The sequence below is a fragment of the Paracraurococcus ruber genome (assembly GCF_004353985.1).
Taxonomy (GTDB): Bacteria; Pseudomonadota; Alphaproteobacteria; order Acetobacterales; family Acetobacteraceae; genus Paracraurococcus; species Paracraurococcus ruber.
Map to the genome: position 1 here is coordinate 1 of NZ_SMOA01000349.1, position 4,803 is coordinate 4,803.

At 69.5% G+C, this 4,803-nt stretch carries 4 protein-coding genes; all 4 read right to left on the minus strand.

Annotated elements, in window-relative coordinates:
- Positions 1-36 precede the first annotated feature (36 nt).
- On the minus strand, positions 37-825 hold the full coding sequence (locus E2C05_RS28710) for an amino acid ABC transporter ATP-binding protein (RefSeq protein WP_133223051.1): 789 nt from the start codon (positions 823-825) through the stop codon (positions 37-39).
- 90 nt (positions 826-915) lie between these two features.
- Positions 916-1,965, minus strand: coding sequence for an amino acid ABC transporter permease (locus E2C05_RS28715; protein WP_240046933.1), 1,050 nt, complete (start codon positions 1,963-1,965; stop codon positions 916-918).
- A gap of 224 nt (positions 1,966-2,189) precedes the next feature.
- Complete coding sequence (locus E2C05_RS28720; protein WP_133223053.1) at positions 2,190-3,392, minus strand: amino acid ABC transporter permease; 1,203 nt, start codon at positions 3,390-3,392, stop codon at positions 2,190-2,192.
- Positions 3,393-3,479: 87 nt separating this feature from the next.
- On the minus strand, positions 3,480-4,529 hold the full coding sequence (locus E2C05_RS28725; RefSeq protein ID WP_133223054.1) for an amino acid ABC transporter substrate-binding protein: 1,050 nt from the start codon (positions 4,527-4,529) through the stop codon (positions 3,480-3,482).
- Positions 4,530-4,803: the final 274 nt, after the last annotated feature.

A 4,803-nucleotide genomic window follows, 5' to 3' on the forward strand; every position in this document is an offset into this window, starting at 1 on the left:
GGGCCCTGGGTGCGGCGCCACCGGCCGCCGCCGCGGTCAGTGCCCGCGCAGGATCTGGCTGAGGAAGGTCTTCAGCCGTTCGGTCTGCGGGTTCTCGAACACCTGGGACGGGGTGCCCATCTCCACGATCTCGCCGCGGTCCATGAACACCACGCGGTCGGCGACCTGGCGGGCGAAGCCCATCTCATGCGTCACGCAGACCATGGTCATGCCCATCTCCGCCAGCATGACCATGGTGTCCAGCACCTCCTTGATCATCTCGGGGTCGAGGGCGCTGGTCGGCTCGTCGAACAGCATGATCTTCGGCTTCATGCAGAGCGCGCGGGCGATGGCGACGCGCTGCTGCTGCCCGCCCGAGAGCTGGCCGGGATACTTCATCGCCTGCTCGGGGATGCGCATCAGCTCGAGATAGCCGCGGGCGACCGATTCCGCCTCCGCCTTCGGGGTGCGGCGCACCCAGATCGGCGCCAGGGTGCAGTTCTCCAGCACCGTGAGGTGGGGGAAGAGGTTGAAGCTCTGGAACACCATGCCGACCTCGCGGCGGATGGCGTCCAGCGCCCGGACGTCGTCCGTCAGCTCGATCCCCTCGACCAGGATGCGGCCTTCCTGGTGGGTCTCCAGCCGGTTGATGCAGCGGATCATGGTGGACTTGCCGGACCCGGACGGGCCGCAGACCACCAGCCTCTCGCCCGCCGCGACGGACAAGCTGACGTCGCGCAGCACATGCAGGCTGCCGAACCACTTGTTGACCTTGTCCAGCATGATCGCGGGCGGCGCATCGGTGCGCGCCGCCGAGGCGATCTGCTTCTCCATCGTCATGCTCATCGCAGTCTCAGCCCCCGCTGTTCGTTCTTTGCGCGTAGATGGGCCGGCCGCCCCGGCTTTGCAGCGGGCGGCCGGCGGATTCCGCCCGGGTCAGCGCCGGCGATGCCGGTTCAGCTCCGTCTCCAGGTCCTGGCTGTACTTCGACATGGCGAAGCAGAAGACGAAGTAGATCGCGCCCACGGTCAGGTAGACCTCGACGCCGAAGCCCTGCCAGGCCGGCTCGATGATCGCGGTCTTGCCCGCCGTCAGCAGGTCGAAGATGCCGATGATCAGCACCAGCGAGGTGTCCTTGAAGAAGCCGATGAAGGTGTTCACCAGCGGCGGGATCACCAGGCGCAGCGCCTGCGGCAGGATGATGAAGCCGGTCTTCTGCCAGTAGGACAGGCCGAGCGCGTCCGCCGCCTCGTACTGGCCCTTCGGCAGGGCCTGCAGGCCGCCGCGCACCACTTCCGCCAGGTAGGCGCCGGCGAACAGGATGATGGCGATCTGGGCGCGCAGCAGCTTGTCGATGTTCATGCCTTCCGGCAGGAACAGCGGGAACATCACGCTGGCCATGAACAGCAGGGAGATCAGCGGCACGCCGCGGATCAGTTCGACATAGAGGACGCACAGCGCCTTGATGGCCGGCAGCTTCGACCGCCGGCCGAGCGCGACCAGGATCGCCAGCGGGAAGGCGAAGGCCAGGCCGAAGGTCGCCAGGATCAGCGTGATGACCAGGCCGCCCCAGCGTTCCTGCGGCACATAGGGCAGGCCGAGCACGCCGCCCCACATCAGCACGCCGATGACGGCCAGCGTGCCGACCCAGACGAAGGCCAGTTCCTTCCGCCAGAAGCGCCGCATCGCCGAGACGATGAAGAGCCCGATGAACAGCAGGATGCACAGGCCGGGGCGCCAGTGCTCCTCATACGGGTAGGTGCCGAACAGGATGAAGCGGTGCTTCTCGGTGATCACCGCCCAGCAGGCGCCCACGCCCTTCAGGTCGCGGCAGGCCTGGGTCTGGTTGTTCGGCACCGACCAGACGGCGTTGATGATCCCCCATTCGACGAAGCTGATCGCCCAGCGGATGACGAAATAGGCCAGCACCAGCGTGACCGCGGTGTTGATCCAGGAGGAGAAGAGGTTGGCCCGCAGCCAGCCCACCAGCCCACCAGCCCGACCTGGCTGATGGGCGGGGTGCGCGGCGCCGCTTCGGCGACCTTCGGGGGGGCGTCCAGCGTGATGTCGCTCATGGCTCGGCGCTCCGGCGCGGGGCTGCGGGGCGGAAGGGTCGGTGGGTGCGCATCGCCGTCACCGCTCCACCGGCGCGATCGGCGTGGCTGGCCCTCGGGCCAGGAAAGCGAGAGGGAATGCAGCGCGCATCGCCGTCACCTCTCCACCAGCGCGATGCGCGCGTTGTACCAGTTCATGAACAGGGAGATGGACAGGCTGATGCTCAGATAGACCAGCATGATGATGGCGATGCCCTCGATCGCCTGGCCGGTCTGGTTCAGCGTGGTGTTGGCGATGGACACGATGTCCTGGTAGCCGATGGCCACCGCCAGGCTGCTGTTCTTGGTGATGTTGAGGTACTGGCTGGTCATCGGCGGGATGATGACGCGCAGCGCCTGCGGCAGCACGATTTGCTTCAGCACCTGGCCGGGATGCAGGCCCAGCGCCTGCGCCGCTTCCCACTGCCCGTGCGGCACGGCCTGGATGCCGGCCCGCACGATCTCGGCGATGAAGCCGGCGGTGTAGAGCACGAGGCCGAGCAGCAGCGCGAAATACTCGGGCGAGACGTTCAGGCCGCCGCGGAAGTTGAAGCCGCGCAGCGCCGGCCAGTCCACCGTCCAGGGGGCGCCGAAGCCGGCCCAGACCGCGAGCGGCAGGACCAACATGCCGCCCAGCGCCACCGGCCAGACCGGGCGCGGCTGGCCGTCCCGCATCCGCTTCGCCAGCGCCTGCCGGCGGTACAGCCAGGTGCCGGCGGCGCCCAGCAGGAAGGCGATCAGCGCGAAGGAATGCGCGTCCTGCCATTCGATCCAGGGCAGCTTCAGCCCGCGGTTGGACAGGAACACGCCGGCCACCGGCTGCATGGCCTGGCGGGGGCCCGGCAGCGCCTGCAGGATGGCGTACCAGAACAGCAGCTGCAGCAGCAGCGGCAGGTCGCGGATCACCTCCACATAGACCGCCGCCACCTTCGACAGCAGCCAGTTCTTCGACAGCCGGGCGATGCCGATCAGCGTGCCGAGGATGGTCGCCAGCACCATGCCGACGACGGCGACCTTCAGCGTGTTCAGCAGGCCGACGGTCAGCGCCCGCAGGTAGGTGTCGGTCGGGCTGTACTCGATCAGGCTTTCGGCGATCGGCAGCCCGGCTTCCCGCTGCAGGAAGCCGAAGCCGGTGGCGATGCGCCGGACTTCCAGGTTGTGGACCGTGTTCGACCACAGCCAGTAGCCGATGCTGCCGACGATGCCGACGACCAGCAGCTGCCAGACCACGCCGCGCACCCGCTCATCCGCCCAGGATAGCGTGAGCTTGCGTTTCGGCGGGGCCCGCAGCAGCCGGGGATCGATGGTGGTCTGGGACATCGCGGGCGCCCTCCGTGCGGGGTCAGGCAGGCGTGGTCGGGTGGTGGCCCGGGGCCGGCCCCGGATACGGCCGGCCCCGGGGATGCATCAGCGGAAGGGCGGGGAGTATTGCAGCCCGCCGGCGGTCCACAGCGCATTCGGCCCGCGCTGGATGCCGATGGGCTTCAGGCTGCGGTCGAAGACCTCGGCATAGTTGCCGACCGCCTTGATGACCGCCACCGCCCAGCCATCCGCGAGGCCGAGCATGGGGCCGAGGCCGCCATTGCGGCCCAGCATCCGCTGCACCTCCGGCCGCGGGTCGGTCGCCATCTGGTCGACATTGCGCTGGGTGATGCCGAATTCCTCGGCGCTCAGCAGCACGTAATGCGTCCAGCGCATGATGTCGGCGAAGCGGGCATCGCCCTGCCGCACCACCAGCGCCAGCGGCTCCTTGCTGATCACCTCCGGCAGGATCGTGTGGTCGTCCGGCTTCGGCTGCGCGCTGCGCGTGGCGGCGAGGCCGGAGACGTCGGTGGTGTAGGCGTCGCAGCGGCCGTTGACATAGGCGCCGACGATCTCCTCCAGCCGCTCGATCACCACCGGGGTGAAGCGCACGCGGTTGGCGCGGGCCCAGTCGGTCAGGTTCTGCTCGGTCGTCGTGCCGGGCTGGACGCAGATGGTCGCGCCCTCCAGCTCCTTCGCCGACTTCAGGCCGAGGCTGGTCTTCACCATGAAGCCCTGGCCGTCGTAGAAATTCGTCGCCGGGAAATCGAGCCCGAGCGAGGTGTCGCGCGACAGCGTCCAGGTCGTGTTGCGCGACAGCATGTCCACCTCGCCCGACTGCAGCGCGGTGAAGCGGTTCTGCGCCGTGGTCGGCACGAAGCGCACCTTCGACGCATCGCCGAAGATCGCCGCGGCGACGGCGCGGCAGTAATCGGTGTCGAAGCCGCGCCAGACGCCCTGGCTGTCCGGCTGGGCGAAGCCGGCCAGGCCGGTGTTCACGCCGCAGACCAGCTGCCCGCGGCTGCGCACCGCATCCAGCGTGTTGGAACTCGCGGCCGGTGCCTGCTGCGCCGCTGCCAGGCCGGGCAGCGCCAGGCCCAGCGCCAGCGCCGCGGCGCCGAGGGCGCGTGAAAGGGTAAGCCCGTAGGGCTGCATCAGCGATCGTCTCCCGTTCCTGCCGCCCCCAAGGGGGGCGACGGTCCCTGTTGCTTGTCCAGCAAATGCTGCGCCAGCGGAGGCGGGGAAATCAACGCGTTCGCATCGCTGAGGCCCGCCGCCCCGCCGGAACCCTCGCGGATAGCAGAGCCCGCCCTGGTTGCGAAGCGACGCCCAGGGGCCGGGTCGCGGGGGGCGGCGGCGCGCGCCCGGGCGGCAGCCCGGCCGGCCGCTGCACAGTTTCGCGGCGTGCCGCCCCGCCGCCCGGGCGGTC